The 16,789-nt window shown below is 69.7% G+C and carries 12 protein-coding genes; 5 read left to right on the plus strand and 7 right to left on the minus strand.

Annotated elements, in window-relative coordinates:
* The first annotated feature begins 55 nt into the window (after positions 1 to 55).
* Complete coding sequence (locus tag VFV19_06270; protein ID HEX4823898.1) at positions 56 to 547, plus strand: heme-binding protein; 492 nt, start codon at positions 56 to 58, stop codon at positions 545 to 547.
* Positions 544 to 2,139: an SMP-30/gluconolactonase/LRE family protein gene (locus tag VFV19_06275; GenBank protein ID HEX4823899.1), complete on the plus strand. Its 1,596-nt coding sequence runs from the start codon at positions 544 to 546 to the stop codon at positions 2,137 to 2,139. Before VFV19_06270 ends, VFV19_06275 begins: the two co-directional genes overlap by 4 nt.
* Here VFV19_06275 and VFV19_06280 read toward each other — a convergent pair.
* From VFV19_06280 to VFV19_06290, 3 genes are read right to left on the minus strand one after another with little or no spacing between them, the layout of a single operon-like run.
* Positions 2,121 to 3,719 (minus strand): S8 family serine peptidase, encoded by a 1,599-nt coding sequence (locus VFV19_06280; protein ID HEX4823900.1) that lies wholly within the window; start codon positions 3,717 to 3,719, stop codon positions 2,121 to 2,123. The genes VFV19_06275 and VFV19_06280 overlap by 19 nt on opposite strands.
* A 41-nt stretch (positions 3,720 to 3,760) precedes the next feature.
* Positions 3,761 to 4,216 (minus strand): YHS domain-containing (seleno)protein, encoded by a 456-nt coding sequence (locus VFV19_06285; protein ID HEX4823901.1) that lies wholly within the window; start codon positions 4,214 to 4,216, stop codon positions 3,761 to 3,763.
* Entirely contained in the window at positions 4,213 to 4,767 is a 555-nt protein-coding gene (locus VFV19_06290) for a hypothetical protein (protein ID HEX4823902.1), read from the minus strand. The genes VFV19_06285 and VFV19_06290 overlap by 4 nt, the downstream gene beginning before the upstream one ends.
* Before the next feature lie 112 nt (positions 4,768 to 4,879).
* On the opposite strand from VFV19_06290, the gene VFV19_06295 reads away from it, so the two are divergent.
* Positions 4,880 to 5,977, plus strand: a complete 1,098-nt coding sequence (locus VFV19_06295; protein HEX4823903.1) for a Rieske 2Fe-2S domain-containing protein — start codon at positions 4,880 to 4,882, stop codon at positions 5,975 to 5,977.
* Here VFV19_06295 and VFV19_06300 read toward each other — a convergent pair whose 3' ends face one another.
* The 3 genes from VFV19_06300 to VFV19_06310 all read right to left on the minus strand — a co-directional run bounded on the left by VFV19_06300 (position 5,978) and on the right by VFV19_06310 (position 12,888).
* On the minus strand, positions 5,978 to 6,751 hold the full coding sequence (locus VFV19_06300) for a hypothetical protein (protein HEX4823904.1): 774 nt from the start codon (positions 6,749 to 6,751) through the stop codon (positions 5,978 to 5,980). It abuts the gene before it with no gap.
* Positions 6,744 to 7,754 (minus strand): Rieske 2Fe-2S domain-containing protein, encoded by a 1,011-nt coding sequence (locus VFV19_06305; protein ID HEX4823905.1) that lies wholly within the window; start codon positions 7,752 to 7,754, stop codon positions 6,744 to 6,746. Before VFV19_06305 ends, VFV19_06300 begins: the two co-directional genes overlap by 8 nt.
* Before the next feature lie 415 nt (positions 7,755 to 8,169).
* The gene (locus VFV19_06310) at positions 8,170 to 12,888 is read right to left on the minus strand and encodes a GNAT family N-acetyltransferase (GenBank protein ID HEX4823906.1); all 4,719 of its coding nucleotides are present in this window, start codon (positions 12,886 to 12,888) and stop codon (positions 8,170 to 8,172) included.
* A gap of 24 nt (positions 12,889 to 12,912) precedes the next feature.
* Here VFV19_06310 and VFV19_06315 point away from each other — a divergent pair, with 24 nt between their 5' ends.
* Both VFV19_06315 and VFV19_06320 read left to right on the plus strand, forming a co-directional pair.
* Positions 12,913 to 13,509 (plus strand): archaemetzincin, encoded by a 597-nt coding sequence (locus VFV19_06315; GenBank protein ID HEX4823907.1) that lies wholly within the window; start codon positions 12,913 to 12,915, stop codon positions 13,507 to 13,509.
* Positions 13,510 to 13,517: 8 nt separating this feature from the next.
* A complete protein-coding gene (locus tag VFV19_06320; protein ID HEX4823908.1) occupies positions 13,518 to 14,771 on the plus strand; it encodes a glucose-1-phosphate adenylyltransferase in 1,254 nt (417 codons plus the stop codon).
* Here VFV19_06320 and VFV19_06325 read toward each other — a convergent pair.
* Positions 14,768 to 16,789, minus strand: coding sequence for a hypothetical protein (locus VFV19_06325; GenBank protein ID HEX4823909.1), 2,022 nt, complete (start codon positions 16,787 to 16,789; stop codon positions 14,768 to 14,770). The two genes, VFV19_06320 and VFV19_06325, sit on opposite strands and share 4 nt — an antisense overlap.

Below are 16,789 nucleotides of genomic sequence, written 5' to 3' on the forward strand. Positions count from 1 at the left end.
CGGGCGGTGCCGGCGAATCCCACATGCCGAACTCAAACCGAAAGGAAGGAACGTGATGAAGCGAACCGCACTCCTCTTGACGCTTGGCGCCGCGCTCGCCGGCACCGTGCTCGCGCAGCCCGCGACGTCCGACGCTCCCGAGAAATCCGAGAAGAAGATCCTCACCCTCGCCGGCGCGCGCAACGTCGCCGCGGCCGCCGAGAGCGAAGGCGCCCGAGGCGGCGCCGCCCCCGCCATCGCCGTCGTGGACGACGGCGGCCACGTCCTCCTCGTGGTCCGCCCGGAGGGCACCTTCGCCGCCGCCGCCGACGTGTCGGTCCAGAAGGCCCGGACGGCGGCGCTCTTCAGGAAGGAGACGATCGCCTTCGAGAACGCGGTCAACGGCGGACGTTACGCGCTCCTCGGCGTCGACGTCATGACGCCGCTCATGGGCGGGGTGCCGATCGTCGCCGACGGCCAGGTCATCGGCGCGATCGGCATCTCGGGCGCGAAGAGCCAGCAGCAGGACGATGCGATCGCCCGCGTGGCCGCGGCGGTGATCAAGTGAGGGCGCCCGCCGGTCTCCTGGTCGCGGCGGCCCTCTCGCTCCCCGCGCTCGCCGCCCCTTCCGGTCTCACCGGCCTCGACGGCCGCGCCGACGCGATCGTCGACCTCCGGACCGCCGACGGCGCACGCTCGGTGGCGGCGGTCTGGAAGTACGCGGACGCGACGATCGTGCCGATCGACTTCCGCGCGCCCGGAGCCGATCTCAAGCCCACCGGTGCCAAGATCAAGACCTTCGACCTCACGCCGCGCGCGGGGAGCGCCGAGTTCGATGACACCTCGTGGCCGGCGCTCGACCCGGCCTCGCTCGAGGCGCGCAAGACGAGCGGGAAGCTGGGGTTCGGCTGGTACCGGCTGCACCTCACGATCCCGCCGCGCGTCGGCGCCTTCGAGACCGCGGGGACGACGGCGGTGCTCGAGGTCGTCGTCGACGACTACGCGGAGGTGACCGTCGACGGCCGCTTTCCGGTGATCCTCGGCGGAAGCGGCGGAACGATCCGCGGTTACAACGCACCCCAGCGAGTCGTCCTCGGCCGTGATCTCCGCCCGGGCCAGGCGGTGACGGTCGCGATCCTCGGGATCAACGGTCCCTTCTCGGACCTGCCCGCGAACTACGTCTGGATCCGCTCCGCGACCCTCGATTTCTACAAGCCGCAGCGGATCGAGGACGCGCACAAGACCGCGGGAAGGGTCGAGCGGCTCGAGGCGGCGCTCGACGCGGTGATCGCTCCGGGCGCCGTCATCGAGAAGGTCGCCGGAGGCTTCGAGTTCACCGAGGGACCGGTCTGGCATCCCGACGGGTACCTCCTGTTCAGCGACCCCAACGCGAACACGATCTACCGTTTGATGGGCGACGGCGACCTCTCCGTCTACCGGGCCAAGAGCGGCTACACCGGGACCGACATCGGCGAGTACGGCCAGCCCGGCTCGAACGGCCTTGCTCTCGACCGAGAGGGCCGCCTGACGATCGACGAGCACGGCAACCGCCGCGTGACGCGTCTCGAGCGCAACGGCACCCTCACCGTCCTCGCCGACCGGTACCAGGGGAAGCGCTTGAACTCTCCCAACGACCTGGTCTACCGCTCCGACGATGCGCTCTACTTCACCGACCCGCCGTTCGGACTCCCCAAGTTCTTCGACGACGCGCGGAAGGAGCTTCCGTACTCCGGCGTGTATCTCCTCAAGGACGGCGCGCTCACGCTCTTGACGACGGAGCTCAGCGGACCGAACGGGCTCGCGTTCTCGCCCGACGAGAAGTTCCTGTACGTCGACGACTGGGACGAGAAGCGGAAGGTCGTGATGCGGTATCCGGTGAGCGCCGACGGGACGCTCGAGAAAGGGGAGGTCTTTTTCGACATGAAGGATGCCCCCGAGCCGGAGGCGCTCGATGGGCTCAAGGTCGACCGCGACGGCAACCTCTACGTCTCGGGTCCCGGCGGCGTGTGGGTCCTCTCCGCCGATGGCAAGCACCTCGGGACGATCAAGGCTCCCGAGCTCCCGGCGAACTTCGCCTTCGGCGGCGACGACCGGAAGACGCTTTACATGACCGCGAGGACCGGCGTCTACCGCGTGCGCGTTCAGGTCGCCGGGAAGTAGTCGAAGACGCTGTTCCAGTTCCCTCGATCGTCGGTGAGGCGGGCGGGGTTGGCCGGATCGACCAGCCACCGCCCGCCGTCGAGGATGAACTTGTAGCTGTGCCGGCCGTGCGAGAGCTCCGAGAGGCGCGCCTCCCAGAGCCCCTTCTCGATGCGCGTCGCGGCGGTTCCCGGTGCACGCCAGCCGTCCCACGATCCGCGCACCGCGACCTCGCGCGCCTCGTGATCGTGGAGCAGGAATCGTACGCTCGCGCCCTCGACGAGCGGCGAGGCGGCGAAGTCGGCCCGTCGCGAATGAAGGTCGGCGAGCGCGAGCGCCACCGCGCGGCCGGCGTCGACGGCGCCGGCCCCCTGGCGCTCCGCCGGCGCCCCGGGCACCGGGTGCGCCGCCGCCTGGAGCAGCTCGCGCACGCGGCGCGGGCCGAGCGATCCGTTCGCCTCGAGCATCGTCGCGACGATCCCGGCGACGATCGGAGCGGCGAAGCTGGTCCCGTCGACGTGCTGGTAGTGAGGGGTCACCATCTTCCGCTCCGCGAGCGTCGCTTCGGCGGCGGGATCGCCGCGGCGCGCGAAGAGCGCCGGCGCCTCGTCGGCGAGCGCCGAGCCGGGGAGGATCGGCGCCACGACGCGCAGGCTGGGCGCCACGATCTCCGGCTTGGGCATGTTCCCGAACGTCTCGCCGTAGTTGCTGTGCCAGATCGTCCAGGCGTCGTGGCCGAACTCGTTGCGATCGTCGAGGCCGCCGACCGTGATCGCATGCGGCGAGCTCGCGGGAGGCACGAGGCGCCGGTCGCCGTCGTTTCCCGCCGCCGCGATCACGACCATCTCGCGGTGGACGAGGGCCTCCACTGCGGTATCGACTTCGTCGTCCTCCGGCCGGAAGACGGCGTCGCCCCCGAGCGAGAGGCTGACGACGCCGATCCCGAGCCTCGTGGACTGCGCCTCGATCCAGCGGAGCGCGCGGGCGATCGCCGCGTTCCCGATCCGGCCGTCCGCATCCGCAACCTGGACGAGCACGAGCCGCGCTTCGGGCGCGAGCCCGCGGTAGAAGCCGCGGCTCAAGCGGCCGCATCCGCACGCCGCGCTCGTCGTCATCAGGCCGTGCCACTGCCCGGCACGCCCTGCGTCCCAGCCGGGCCAGGCCGGACGCTCCTCGGGTCCGAATTCCCGAGCGACCACGCTCGGGGCCGAGGCGTCGGCCCACGCGCGGATCCGGTTTCGAGGCTCGACGAGGTCCGGATGGGGGAAGAAGCCCGCATCGACGAAGGCGACCGTCGTGCCGCGGCCGGCGAAACGTGGGTCGGCGTGCAAGCGAAGCGGCGTCGGAATCGCGCCGAACGCGGCCTCGGGGTCGATCGGCCAGACCGATTGCACGCCCGAATGAAAAGCGTTGTGGCCGTGGTGAAGGAGAACCTGGAGGAGCGCCTCCTGCACGCAGGACGCGCACGCACCGTCGTCGCGACGCCACTCCGGATGCTCGGCCGCGAGGCGCTCGGTCACCTCCGGTGCGAGCCAGCGCGATTCCGTCAGCTCATCGCCGGTGGACCGGCCACCGCACAGGGGACAGGATGCCGGTGCCATGGAGCCTTCGATGCCGCGCCGGCACCGAAGGTCTCATGCGGTCAATGGCCCAGCAGGTGCGGCCAGTTCGTGTCGCCTTTCTTGATGTTCCCGGGGACGTCGGCGCTCCACTTCTTCTGGATGTCGAGCGAGTAGTTCAGGTAGAGGCGACCGTCGACGATCGTCCACGCCTTCGGATCGATGCCGGCCGTATCGTTCTGCGCGACCGCCCAAGCACAGTACCCGCCGTACTGCGGAGCGTACTTCGCGGGCTCTTTCACGAACAGGTCCCGGTGCTCCGCCGATACGAACCGCCAGGTCGCTCCGTTCCACGTCGTCTGGAACTCCTTCTTCCCCTCGACCGGCTTGCTGTCGGTGAAGTAGGCGACGGTGTCGTAACCCTCGATGGCGACGCCGCCGAACAACGACTTGTTGACCGGAGAAAGGGCGAAGGCGGGAAGCGCGGCCAGGGCGACCGTCAGGACGACCGGGGCGAGGGTACGGCGAACGGGGATCATGAAGCCTCCTTTCGCCAGTGGCGAAGCGTCGATGGCGCGACACCGAAATCAGCCGGCGGCTCGATCCCCGCGGACCTCAGGAGAATCGCCACGACGGCGAAATGATGGGTCGTGTGGCTCGCGAGGAACTGCGCTTCCCGCGCGGCGGTCGAGCTCGTCCAGTCCTCCTCGATGTCATCCACGCACTCCTCCGCGCGGACCGCGAGCGTGGGGAGGATCGCCGCATCCTCGAGCCGCTCGAGAGCGGCGATCGTGGCACGCACCTCACGAAGGGCGGCCATGCGGCTCCTTTCGACCGCTCCTCCCCGTTGACGCCGGACGTAGTCGATCCGTCCCCTCGGCAGTCCGCGAAGGAAGCAGCCGTAAAACTCGAGACAGTGCCGCATGTGGAGAGAGATACCGCCCCCCGGCGATAGAGGGTCGGTCCTCAGGTAGTGTGCGTCGTCGATACGCTCGAGAAGCTCCTCGGCCTGCATCAGAAGGGCGACGTTGAGCGTGAGGATGGACGATAGATCCGTCGTACGGTCTGCCAGAGCTGCCTCCACGCGCATGGTCGGCCTCCTGCACTCAGATGCACGGGCCGCCAGATGGTTACACAAGACTCACGGCTCGTGAAGCGACGGCTCGTGCGAGACTCCCCCGCGCGTCGGGAAGGGGGAAGCCGTGAGCGATTGGGTGGACGTCGGCTCGGTCGAAGATCTTTCCAAGCAATCGTTACAGGAGGTGACGGTCCGGCGGACCCGTCTCGCGCTGATCCACCGCGATGGTGCATTTTCGGCGATTTCGGGGGCCTGCAATCATGCGGGAGGACCTCTGGGTCAAGGAGCGCTGGACGGGGACTATGTCGTGTGCCCCTGGCATTACTGGAAGTTCCACCGCGCGACCGGGGAAGGCGAACCGGGGTTCGAGGAAGACCGCGTGCCCGCGTATGCGGTGAAGGTCGAAGAGGGGCGGGTTCTGATCGACCTCGCGTCGGCGACCAAGCGGAACAAGAAGCCTCACGAACCGCACCCTCTGGCGCGGGATGTCCTCCGTGAACCCGGACCGATCCGCGTCGCCGGCATCTCGACGACGATGATGAACCTGGAACACCCGCGATTCAGCACGTCGGACGAGCTGCTCGGCGCGGCCTTAGGCGAGGCCGCGGCGGAGGGGTGCGAGACACGGCTCATCCGCCTGCGCGATCTCGCGTTCCGTCCCTGCGAGGGCTACTACTCGAAGAGCGCGCGGGCCTGCACCTGGCCGTGCTCGATCACGCAGATGGACCCGACCGATCAGCTGGATCGGGTTTACGAGGCGTTCGTGCATTGGGCCGATGCGATCGTGATCGCGACGCCGATCCGCTGGGGCACCGCCAGCAGCCTATACCACAAGATGGTCGAGCGGATGAACTGCATCCAAAATCAGGAGACCATCGCGAACCGGCGCTTGATGCACTGCAAGGCGACGTCGTTCATCGTCACGGGTGGCCAGGACAACGTGCAAGCGGTGGCCGGCTCCATGATGGGGTTCTTCGCGGAGCTGGGCTGCCAGTTTCCGCAATTTCCCTACATTGCCCATTCCCGCGGGTGGAGCGCGGAAGACATGGAGAACAACGTCCGTTACGTCGCGGAAAGCCGCGCGCTCCATGACGGGGCCAAGGCCCTCGCGCGCCGGACGGTCGAGATGGCGAAGCTCTTGGTGGCAGGGCGGATCGCCGATACCGAGCTGGTCCGGGGCGGGCGCAAGGGAAACCAGCTCGACGTGCGCGCGCAGATCTGATCAGTCGAGTCGCCGGTACTCCCTCGGGTCCGCATACAGGTAATACAGGTCGTCGCGTCGCTCGAGGCGGCCGGTGATCGAGACGGGGCGCGCGACCAGGTCGAGGACCTCTCGGTTGACGGGAGCCCCGGTGGACGAGACGAGCACGACCTCGGCTTCCCGTCCGCTCGAGTCCCGGGCGTAGAGCAGAGGCGGGATGCCGCCGCTGATGCACCGGATCGCGCAGGCGCGATGGACCTCGAGCCGGCCCGGGTTCATCACGCCGAGAAAGCACTTGCCGTCGACGATCTCACCGCTCAAGGTCCACGTGCCGAGATCGTCGATCGAGGCCGCCGGCACGGGCACGCCGGGGACGCTCGCCCGCGCGATGCTGCCTTCGACGACTTCGATCATCTCTCGACCGTCCCGCGCGATCCGCTTGCCGCGAAGGGTGACTTGCGCACCGTCGAACGCTTCGGCGATCGTCGCGGCACCGTGTTTTCCCGGGGCGACGAGGAGGAGACGCCGGACGCCGAACGGCGAACGCGCGCCGGGGTCGACGATCGAAACGGCGGGGACGGGATGCGCTTCCAGCGTGCCGCGGTACTCGCGCACCTGGTCGAACTCGAACAGCGAGCGATCGAACGGTCCCGTCGACGCGGCGACGAGCGCCGCGAGGCCGCCGAGAGCGACGATGAAAACCAGCGCGGTGCGCCACATCCGCCGCCGGGCGCTCTCCGGAGCCGGCAGGTAGCCGACGAAGAACGGCTCCTCGGGACGCACGCGGTCAGCCATGGATCATGGAGGGCGGCACCGGAGTTCCCGGCGGGTGCGCGTGCGGGTTCACGAAGACCCGCCCGTCGATGAGACGCGTGTCGAACGTCGGAATCCGCTCCGTGAACGGCTCGGGCGAGCGCCCCGACTCCGGAAGGTATTGATAGCCGTGCCACGGGCAGGTGATGCAGCCGTCCAAGACTCGTCCTTCCCCGAGGGGACCGTTTTGATGCTGACAGAGGTTCGAGACCGCGGCGACCTTGTTCCCGTACCGGAAGACGGCGATCCGCTCGCCGGCCGCGCACACGATCCGAGCACGCCCGTCGGGAATCTCGAGCGCCGGGCCCGCGTCGATCCAGTCCGCGGGAGTTCGCGGCCGCTCGGCGTCATCAGCGCGCTCCTTCCATCCCGCAGCGAGGTGGAGACCGGCGATCCAGAGAACGTCGAGGCCGGTGCCGATCGCGAGGATCGGGTGCACCTCGGAGCGCAGCGCGCCGAAGGCGACATGAGCGACGACGAGCGCGTACGCCGCGTAGACGCCGACATGGAGCGACTTCCAGATGGGGGCCGAGAGCGTCGCAAGCCAGAAATCGTGGCTCGTGGCAGCCATCACGAACAGGATCGCCAGGGCCATGAGACCCATCGTCTGGAAACCGGGGTCGCCTCCGAGCAGGCTGACGAGCGGCGAGACGTCGCCCAACGCATGGAACTGCACCGTCGCGAAGGCGCCGTGCGCCAAGGCGACGAGAAAGGTCGTCACCCCGAGATGGCGGCGGTTGTAGAGGAGCGGTAACCATCGGACGTCGAGCCGGCAGGCGGGGCCGATCGAGAGGATCACCGTGAGCAGGACGAATGCCAGACTGCCCAAGGCGCGGATCAGGATCGTCTCGATCGTCGCCGACGGATGGACCGCAAGACCGGCGCTCACGAAGACCGCCAGGTAAACGATCACGCCCGCGGCGATCGCCGCGTCGTAGCGTCTCTTGAAGGGGGTCCACGAGATCGCTCGATACGTCGCGCTCATCGGGAGCCCGGCGATTCACCCGCTATCCCGGGAAGGACACGCGACGGCGGAAGGACATCGCGCCTGGAGAGCCCGAGCCACACGATGAACGGCAGCGCGATTGCGAGGAGGATCCAGGCCCATCGGTGGAGCCTGCGCATTCCGCGCGTCACGATCGCGATCCAAGAGACCTGGCCCAGCGCGCCGCCAAGACAGGCCAAAGCGTCACCACTCCCGGAAGGATGAGCAACCGGAATCCCCAACCGGTCCCGCGGGCCGCCGGGTCGATTCGCAGGATCCCTCTTGAAAGGAAAGGAATCGCGAAGGCGGCGCCGACCCCGGCGTAAGCCGCGACGACGGCGAGGATCAAGCGAGCGATCTGCATGCGGTTCACATTGTAGATGCGCTCATTCCGGGAACGGTTTCGCGGAGGTCCCTACGAGAGCTCTTTGACGAGCCCCGCGTAGCGCTTCTCGATCTTGAAGCCATAGCCGTAGAAGTACTCGGGGCGGAAGAAGCCCGTGGTCACGGTGCCGGCGCCCGATGCCTTCACGCGATTGAAGAATTCCTGCATCAATCCGTCGGCGACGCCCTTCTTCCGGTAGCGCTCGGCGACCACGATCTTCTCGAGGTGGGCGGAGCGTCCTTCGTCCTCGATCTCGTAGACGATGCCGCCGATGAGCGTGCCCTTGTCGTTGACGGCGACGAGGTACTGGTGCTCGGGGCGGAAGCGGACATCGAGGCTCGCCGCGAGGAAGAGGCGATGGAGGCGCGCGACCTCCTTCGGTGAGAGCGCGTGGCGGACCTGGAACGCGGCTCCGTCGTGGTCCTCGAGGGTGACGACGATCTCGTTCTGCGCGCGGCCGCCGGGGGCGTCGTGGACGACGAAGCCGGCCTCGTCCTCCGGGCGCAGGTAGGGGAAGGAGAGGCGCGCGAGGAAGTAGTCGTCCGCGGCGGAGACGTCGAGGCGCGCCCGCAGGTCGGCGACGGCGTCGATGAGGCCGTCGCTCGGGAGCTCGCCTCGCCGCAGGCGGCCGACGATCTCCTCGAGACCCTCCGCGAGCGGCGCCGGCGAGTCCTTGAACACGGTCTGGAGAAAGAAACGCGCGCGCGTCTCGGGGTAGCCGCGAGCGAGCTTCGCCAGGCCGTACGTGTCCCAGAACTCGTGCATCGTGCGGGCGCGGGCCTGCGGGGTGGCGTCGGCCGACAGGTCGGCCCAGCGTCGGTAGCGGCGGATCGCGAAGTAGAGACGGAGCGGGCGGAAGCCGAGGCGATCGACACCGTCCAGGAAGCGCGCGAGCCCCGCCCGCATATCGTCGGGCATCCCGTTCGCTTCGCGGTGGAGCGCTTCGCGAAGGAGCCTCGTTCCTTCTTCCTCGCCGATGATCTCCATGACGGGCGAGAAGAGCATGTCCCAGCCGGCCGCGCCCGCAAGAACCGGATGCGCCGCCTCGACGGGCTTCAGGAGCTCCTCGTGGAAGAACCGCAGCATCGGGACGAGCCCGCGGTGCTCGCGGACGGCGGCGACCGAGACGATGCGCGCGCCCGATTGGTAGTCGTGCGGAGGAACGATGAGGTTCGCCATGCCGGGATCGGCGATCTCGCGCTGGCGCCCCGTGCGGTTCCAGAAGTCGACGTGCGCGGCGAGCGCGCTCCACGCGAAGTAGGGCCAGAGACCCCGGAAGCGCTCCTCGTCGCCCTGGCGCGCGACGCGCCGGAGCGTGCGGTCGAGCGATTCGCCGGGGATGAACTCCTCGCTCCAGAGGTCCTGCTCGGGCCAGTAGCCGCCGAAGTCCTCGACGAGGGGATCGCTCGTGCCCGGCTCGCCGCAGAGGACGAGCCAGTGGATCTCGTCCCGCACCCGCTCCTTCGGCCGGCCGTGGTTGAGGTTCACGGCGAGGTCGTACGCGCCCTGGAAGCGCGTCTGCACGGTGATCCGGTAGACCGACTTGTCGGGGCGCGATCCCAGCGGACGGATCCAGATCCCACCCGGCGGAATGTCGGGGAGGCGCGGCTCGGCGCCGCCGGAGAAGAGGAACACCGCTTCGCGCAGGAACGACGTTCCGCGGATCGCACCGAGGATGCGCTCGCGGTCGCCCTGCGGAACGCCGTCGTCGAACGCGACGACGTCCGCCCACCGGTACTCCTGGCCGGTCTCCGAATCGACCGCGACCTGCACTGTCGGTCCCAGCCATCCGCGGAAACCCTTGACCAGATCGTCGAGGGCGCGGAATGCCTCCTCGCGCGCGGACTCGGTCGCGGCGAAGAGCATTGTGCGAACGAAGAAGGCGCGGAGCGCGCGGTAACGCGAGGGATGCGACGCGCCGTACTCCGCCAGGAACCTGAAGAGGGCGGCGGCGCGCCGCTCGCGCGCGCGACCTCCCTCCGCTCCGCGGCCGGCCTCGCTCGCCTCGGTGAGGAACGCGTCGAGCCGGGCGGTGGAGAGGTTGCGCTCGCAGAGCGCGGCACGCGTGTCCGTATCGAGCAGCACGCCGGGGGCCGCGAGGAATCGCCGCAGCGTCCCCTGGACGCGGCCCTCGCGCTCGAACGGCACGAGCACGGTGAAGGCCCGGCGCCGGACGGCGAGATAGGGCGACGCCGACGCCCGGCGAAGCAGCTCGCGCGCCGGCTCGCTGATCGCCGATTCTTCTCCGACCGCGACGCGCTCCAGGAGGCGCACCGCGTCGAGCGCGCCGTCCTCGTCGGACGACTCGAGCAGGCGCGCGGCCGCGTGGAGGTCGATGAGGTCCGGGTGCGCAAGCGACAGCGCGCGCCGCACCGCGTCGGCGGGGGCGGGGTCGGACGGCCCGGGGAAGAGACGCCCTCGCCTCTCGATCATGTCCCCGGCGCGTCCCGGCCGCTCCCTGAGGCGCGTCTCGATCGGCGCGAACTCGACCAGCTCCTCGTTCCCCATCCACAGGCGCGGCGTGGTGAGGAGGACGCCGAGGGGAACCGCCTCGCGCGGCGGGTGCACGTACACACACGACCCGACGAGCGCGACGCCCTCCTGGAGACGCCGCAGCGTGAGGCCGACGTGCTGCCCCGGCAGCGCGATCCGCTCCGGCTCGATCGTGAGGTCCTGCGCGGTGAGGCCGACCGCCTGGAAGAGCCAGTTCGGGAAGACGATCTCGAGGCCGCCGACCTTGAGCTGCACGCGCCGGTAGAGGAGACGGATCGTCTCGGCGAAGTGCGTCTCGACGATCTTGCGGCGCGGCGTCCCCTTCGGCGTCAGCTCGTCCTTCTCCTGCGAGAGGTCGCGGTCGATGAGCGCGAAGTCGACGATGCGCTCGTAGGGGGCGAGGAACGCGTTCACCGAGGCGACGATCGACCGGAAGTGGGACTTTCTCTCCTCGGCGGTCATCGACGCGAAGTCGACGTCCTGCGTCTCGGGGTTCGGCCAGATGAGCGCGGTGTTGTACTCGCGGTGGTCGCCGACGAGGAAGACGCGGCCGACCGAGGCGAAGTCGCGGAAGAGCAGCTCGATTCGCTGCGGCGCGATCGTCTCTCCCTTGATGTTCTTGTAGATCTCCTTCTTGCGGTCGACGAGGCGGATGTGGCGTTCGCCGTCGATCGTCATGAGGTCGCCGGTGCGGAACCACCCATCGGCGTCGAGCGTGCGCTCGCCCTCCGGTGACGCGACGTGGCCGATCATGACGTACGGCCCCCGCACCGCGAGCTCGCCGTCGGCGTCGATCCGCAGCTCGATCCCCGGCAGCGCGGGCCCGAGCGAGTCGTCCTTGTACGCGCCCGGGCGCGTCATCGTGATGCCGCCGGTCGCCTCGGTCATCCCGAAGCCGCTCATCAGCTCGACGCCGTGCTGCTGGAAGAAGCGGAACACCTCGGCGTCGAGGTGGCCGGCCGCCGAGAGGCCCCAGCGCAGGCGGCCGCCGGTGATCCGCTTCACCGCCGCGCCGATCTCGTCGTCGCCGACCTTGTCGGGATCGGCCTCGCGCACGATCGTCTCGTGGACCTGGAGCCACTTCTTCGGCACGCTGATGAAGACGGTCGGCCGCCAGCGGCGCATGCCCGCGACGAGCGCCTCGACCGACGGGTTGTCGAGCGCGACGTACGTCGCGCCCCAGAAGATCGAGCCGTAGAGCTCCAGGAAGCGGCCGAAGGTGTGGAACAGCGGCAGATAACAGAGGAAGACGTCGTCCTCGCCGATCTCGGGGAGCGCCAGCGCGCGCGCGAACCGCTTGAAGACGACGTTGCGGTGCGAGAAGCAGATCCCCTTCGGTGTGCCGGTCGTCCCGGACGTGTACATGATCGTCGCGAGGTCGCCGGCGCTCACCGCGAGGCGGCGCCGGTCGAGATCCTCGAGCGGCGTTTCGCCGGCGCGCCCGGCGATCGCGTCGAGCGTCGTGAGGCCGCCCGCGATCGAGGCGTCCATCGCGACCGGAGCGTCCATGCCGGGGATCGATTCCTTGACGCGCCGGAGCAACGCGAGGATCTCGCGCGAGCCGCCGATCGCGATCGTCGCCCCCGATTGCCGCAGCATGAACCCCGCGTCGGCCTCGGTCGCCGAGGCGGGGATCATGACCGAGACGAGTCCGGCCGCGTGGCACGCGAGATCGGCGACCGCCATCTCGAGGCGGTTCTCGGACACGATCGCGACGCGCGGCTCGCGCCCCGCGGCGAGCGCGACGAGCCCGCGCGCGAGCGCCTCGACGCGCGCCGCGAACTGGCGCCACGTCAGGCTGCGCGGCGTGCCGGCCGCCGCGGCCTCGAAGAAGACCTTGGCGCCGTACTCGGCGGCGCGCCGCCTGAGGAGCGTCGCCATCGTCAGATTCGATCGGTCGACGAGCGCGAGGATGCGCTCGGCCCACGCGGCGGTGGCGCCGGCCTGCGCGATACGGCGCAGCACTGCCGGACGGCGCAGCAGGTCGAGGAGGTCCCACGCTTCGGTGCGATCGCGGCGCGCGGCGACCCGGCCCGAGAGCGCGGCGAGCGACTCGAGGTCGAGCCGCTCGAGGATGCGGTCGCGGTGCGGGGCGTCGCGGAGAATCTGGAGCGCGCTCCGATCGAGCGCATCCCGGTCGCTCTCCTCGGCCCGCGCCGCGGCGTCGAGGGCGCTCCCGAGGAGCGCAACCGCGTCCCCGGAGCTGAGCGAGGCCGCGCCCTCGATCTCGTCGAGCAGGCGGCGGTGGGTCTCCATCACGACGATGGTACAGTCTCCCCAATGGATCTCCGCATCGCCTTCATTCCGGTCGGCCGGTTCGACGTTGCGGAGGTCGAAGCGGTCGCGACCCGCGTCGCGAAGGTGATCCACGGCACGGTCGAGCTGCGCGAGCCCGCCCCCGTTCCGAAGGCGGGGGACGACCCGGGGCGCAAGCAGCACTTGGCGGGGCCGATGCTCGGGGCGCTCCGGGCCGACCTGCCGCGCCTCAAGGCGGCGAAGCGCATCGGAAGCACTCCGGGCACCGCGGCGCCGCCCGGGCCGCCCGACCTCGCGATGTTCTTCACCGACGTCGATCTCTTCCGGCCGCAGACCGACGGCGTCTTCGGCGAGATCGATGCGAAGGGAAAGGCCGCCGTTCTCTCCAGCCGGCGGCTCCTCGAGGCGTTCTACAAGCGGAAGACCGATCCGGTGAAGCAGCGCGCGCGTCTCGTCAAGCTCACGCTCATGACCTTGGGGCGCCTGCGCGGTCTCCCCGATTGCGGCGACCGCGGCTGCGCGATGTTCACGACCGCTGCGCTCGCCGACGTCGACCTCAAGCCCGAGAAGTACTGCGCGTCGTGCTGGCACCGCTTGAGCACCGGCGGCTTCCACATCTAGGAGAGACCATGGCCGTCGTCCTCGGGCGGGAGCAGGACGTCATCACCGTGATTCTGGGCGGGGGCCGAGGCAACCGACTCGATCCGTTGACGCGCGACCGCGCGAAGCCCGCGGTCCCGATCGCCGGCAAGTACCGCCTTATCGACATCCCGATCAGCAACGGCATCCACTCGGGAATGGAGCGGATGTTCGTCCTCACCCAGTTCAACTCGGTGTCCTTGCACCGCCACATCGTGCGCACCTACAAGTTCGACCTCTTCTCGCGCGGCTTCGTCCAGATCCTGGCGGCGCAGCAGACGCCGCGCGGCGAGACGTGGTTCCAGGGCACCGCCGACGCCGTGCGGCAGAACCTCGAGATCGTGCTCGAGTCGCGCGGCGACCTCGTGCTCATCCTCTCCGGCGACCACATGTACCGGATGGACTACCGCAGCATCCTCAAGGAGCACCTCGAGGCGAAGGCCGACGTCACGGTCGCCGCGCTGCCGTGCACCGAGGCCGAGATCGCGGGGTTCGGCGCGATGCGCGTCGACGCCAGGGGCCGCATCGTCGAGTTCCGCGAGAAGCCGAAGGACGCGAAAGCCCGTGAGGGTCTCGAGCGCGAAGGCGGCGGCGACCACCCGTACCTCGCGTCGATGGGGATCTACCTCTTCGACAAGTCGTTCCTCGCGAAGTGCCTCGAGAGCCCGACGCGTCACGACTTCGGGCAGCACGTCCTCCCCGAGGCGGTGAAGAACGGCAAGGTCCATGCGCACCTCTTCGACGGCTACTGGCGCGACATCGGGACGATCGGCGCCTTCTACGAGGCGCACATGGACCTCGTGAAGCCCGACCCGCCGTTCTCGTTCCACGACGCCGACTGGCCGTTCTTCACGCACCCGCGCTACCTGCCAGGAAGCCGCCTCAACGGGGTGCGCATCAACCGCTCGATCCTCTCGGACGGCACGACGCTCGAGGCGTGCACCGTCGAGGACTCGATCATCGGCGTGCGCACGACGATGAACCGCGCCACCGTCCGCCGCTCGCTGATCATGGGCAGCGATCCGTACCCGCCCGACGGCCCGCCCGGATCTCCCGCGCTCGGCATCGGCGAGGGCTCGCTCATCCAGGGCGCCATCGTCGACAAGAACGCTCGCATCGGCCGCCACGTGCGTATCGTCAACCGCGACGACGTGAAGGAAGCCGACGGCCCCGACTGGGCCATCCGCGAGGGGATCGTCGTCGTCAAGAAGAACGCGGTGATCCCCGACGGGACGACGATTTAGGATCTCTTCCGTATCGCCAGAGCCACGAAAATCGTCATGACGCTCATCACGAGCCCCGTGCGCCGCGCTGGCGTGTGGCGCGTGTAGTCGAGCACGACCTCGTGCGCGCCTTCCGTCAAGGCGAGGCGCATGTAGCCGACCTGCGTCGTCGCGATCGGCACGAGCTTGCCGTCGACGCGCGCTTCCCAGCCGGGGAACATCTGCTCGCGGATGACGATGGAAGAACCCCCCGAAGGCGCCGACAGATGAAGCGCGATGTGGCCGGGCTCGCGCGTGAACGCGCCGGCGTCGATCTCACGTCCTTCGCGCTCGAAGGCCGCGTACGGCGCGGGCTCGAGCACGGCGGCGTGGTCGTGATTGGGGAAGAAGAAGCGCGAGACGCCGAGTGCGGCCCAGTCGTTCGCGCTGTCGGCGGCGAGGCAGGCTCGATAGAGAGGCGGCGTCATCCACTCAGGGTAAGAGACCCAGAAGAGCGCGACGGGAGTCGTCGTGTCGTCGGGCGGCAGGGTGAGATCGCCGACGCGCATGAGGCCGGACGCGCCGGACCAATCTTGCGGGACCGGGCGCATGACCGTGTCGAACGGCTCCGTTCCGTTGCTCTTCGGGTCGCGCACCCAGTGCGTGATGCCGTGATAAGGCGGTATCCAGCCGGCGGCGCCGGTGTAGGGCGCGCCGTCGAAGACGAGGAGCGCAGGGAGGAGAAGCACGGGAAGCGCTCGTGTCCACCGCGGCTTCGTCTCGACGAGCGCCGACACGCCGAGCCCGACCGCGTAGCATGCGAGGATCGTCCCCGCGGTCAGGAACCGCCACGGGAACTGGATCTTGTGGATCATCGGCAGATGCGTCATCGCGATCGCGGCGGGCGCGCTCGAGAAGACCAGCCCCGCGAGAGCGCCGGCGGCCGGCGCCCACGTCGCACGCGACCGTGACCACCACGGTGACGTGAGCGCCGCTCCGAACAGCACGAGGCCGATGTAGAACGGCATCTGCTGTCCTTCGGCGCCGGCCGCCCGGTCGCTCGCCTTGAGCGACGACCGCAGCGTGTCCCACTCGCGCCGCACGAGCAGGTCGCGCGCTCCGACGCCGTGCTCGTCATAGATGAAGTAACGGTGCGTCTCGGTCTGCATCGAGAGGCTGGTGTCCTTCCCCTCGACGATGCAGGGGACGAGCCACACGGCGACGAGGCCGATCGCGATCGCTCCGGGCACCGCGAGTCCGGCGAATCGCTTCATCACCGGCGCTTCCGTCCCGGCGAGCTCCTGTACGACGATCGCGGGAACGAGAGCGATCCCGAGGCAGAACAGCGTGATGAGGTGCGTCGGCACGAGGAGCGCGAGCCCGGCTCCAAATGCCCAGGCGGCGCCTCGCGACGGACGCTTCGCGAGCGACAGCACCGCCGCCGCGACGATGGGCGCGAACGCGAGCGCCGTGCATTCGCCGACCGCGCCGCGGAAATTGACGACGGTCAATCGCCACGGCGAGAACGCCATCGCGACGGCCGCGACCGACGCACCGCGCCATCCGGCGCCGAGGAGGCGCGCGCCGAGGAGCACCGCGACGACCGCGAGCACGTCGGACTGCACCATCGCCTCTTTCCAGAGCGCGACGGGCGCCGCATGCGCGAGAACCCCGGGAAGGACCGAGAGGAAGCTGACGGGTCCGTAGAACTGGAGGAGCGGCATCCCCGCGCCGAGGTCGGGGATCCACATCGGCATCCAGTGCCCGGCCTGCGCGGCGCGCGCGTACGCCCAGAACCCCCACACGTGAAGATCGTCGTGGACCTGCGGCAGCCCCGGCCGGAGGAGCACGTGTGCGGCCGCGAGCCCCGTGACGAGCGCCACCCCCATCGCCGCGGCGCGTTCCTGCGGGACCGCGAGCGCGACCGAGGCGACGACCGCGGCCGCGACGAGCACCCACACGGAGGGCGCGATGTGGACCGAGAGCGTCGTCGTCGCGACGGCGAGAGCCACCGCCACCGCGAGGACGATTCCGAGACGCGCGTCGTTCGGTAGGCGCAC

The sequence above is a fragment of the Candidatus Polarisedimenticolaceae bacterium genome (assembly GCA_036275915.1).
GTDB lineage: Bacteria > Acidobacteriota > Polarisedimenticolia > Polarisedimenticolales > DASRJG01 > DASRJG01.

Excerpts from the sequence above, each read along its gene's own strand:
- VFV19_06320 (HEX4823908.1), top strand. The coding sequence starts at position 13,518 with ATGGCCGTCGTCCTCGGGCGGGAGCAGGACGTCATCACCGTGATTCTG.
- VFV19_06285 (HEX4823901.1), bottom strand. The coding sequence starts at position 4,216 with ATGATCCCCGTTCGCCGTACCCTCGCCCCGGTCGTCCTGACGGTCGCC.
- VFV19_06310 (HEX4823906.1), bottom strand. The coding sequence starts at position 12,888 with ATGGAGACCCACCGCCGCCTGCTCGACGAGATCGAGGGCGCGGCCTCG.
- VFV19_06315 (HEX4823907.1), top strand. The coding sequence starts at position 12,913 with ATGGATCTCCGCATCGCCTTCATTCCGGTCGGCCGGTTCGACGTTGCG.
- VFV19_06270 (HEX4823898.1), top strand. The coding sequence starts at position 56 with ATGAAGCGAACCGCACTCCTCTTGACGCTTGGCGCCGCGCTCGCCGGC.
- VFV19_06300 (HEX4823904.1), bottom strand. The coding sequence starts at position 6,751 with ATGGCTGACCGCGTGCGTCCCGAGGAGCCGTTCTTCGTCGGCTACCTG.
- VFV19_06280 (HEX4823900.1), bottom strand. The coding sequence starts at position 3,719 with ATGGCACCGGCATCCTGTCCCCTGTGCGGTGGCCGGTCCACCGGCGAT.
- VFV19_06290 (HEX4823902.1), bottom strand. The coding sequence starts at position 4,767 with ATGCGCGTGGAGGCAGCTCTGGCAGACCGTACGACGGATCTATCGTCC.
- VFV19_06305 (HEX4823905.1), bottom strand. The coding sequence starts at position 7,754 with ATGAGCGCGACGTATCGAGCGATCTCGTGGACCCCCTTCAAGAGACGC.